This is a genomic window from Acidiplasma cupricumulans (genome assembly GCF_001402935.1).
Lineage (GTDB): Archaea > Thermoplasmatota > Thermoplasmata > Thermoplasmatales > Thermoplasmataceae > Acidiplasma > Acidiplasma aeolicum.
The window spans coordinates 1-818 of record NZ_LKBH01000222.1 but is presented as its reverse complement, the minus strand read 5'-3'; the positions used below and the strand labels follow the sequence as shown (position 1 = coordinate 818).

The 818-nt window shown below is 25.6% G+C and carries 1 protein-coding gene; it reads left to right on the top strand.

What is annotated here, in order from left to right; translation table 11 throughout:
• The first annotated feature begins 107 nt into the window (after positions 1 to 107).
• Positions 108 to 776, top strand: a complete 669-nt coding sequence (locus AOG55_RS06455) for a helix-turn-helix domain-containing protein (RefSeq protein WP_084779417.1) — start codon at positions 108 to 110, stop codon at positions 774 to 776.
• The last annotated feature ends 42 nt before the right edge of the window (positions 777 to 818 follow it).

Below are 818 nucleotides of genomic sequence, written 5' to 3'. Positions count from 1 at the left end.
ATTAATATTATGTAATTCTTACCATAATTTATTTTTTTATGATGTATCATTTTATTACATTTTAGAGTTTATAAACATTTAAATATAAATTAGGTATATAAATATATATGCACAATAATATGAATGATACATCTTTTTTTAGCCTGAAAATACGCCATGAGAATTGCTGGACAAATTACGTTCCAGAAAATTACAGGGATGTTCTCTTAGGGTATACATATAATGAAAATTCATTAAGGGCAATACGTTTTTCTAAATTTTATAATAAAAGTGATATACGTGAAATTAAGATTTCCATTAAAAAGGATAAATCGGTAAAAAATGTAAATATATATAACATTGATTCATCCTCTTCCATTTTATACATGGATGTTTCCTATGAAAATGCATTTATAGACAAATTAATAAAAAAAGCTATATATCCTTTAAAATCCAGTGTTTATAATAATACTGAAAATTATATATTTATGACAGAAAAATACAGGATAAATGACATTCTAAAAATAGCAGGAAATGATGTTTATATAAAAAATATAAGGGAGCTAAAGGCAGAGGAGGTTGTTCCAGAAATAAGCAGTTACATACTGGATATATTCCTTACGGATAAAGAAAAATTTGTATTAAAGGAGGCAATTGACAGTAAATTTTTTAACATACCAAGGGGGGCATCAAATAAAGAGCTTGCCCAGAGATTAAACATAAGCAAGATGGCCATAAATGTGGAAATAAGAAGGGCAGTGAATAAAATAGTTAATAAAATCAAAGAAAATGGTTGAGAATTCAAATAAAATGGGTTTCTATTTAAATAAGGAATATAT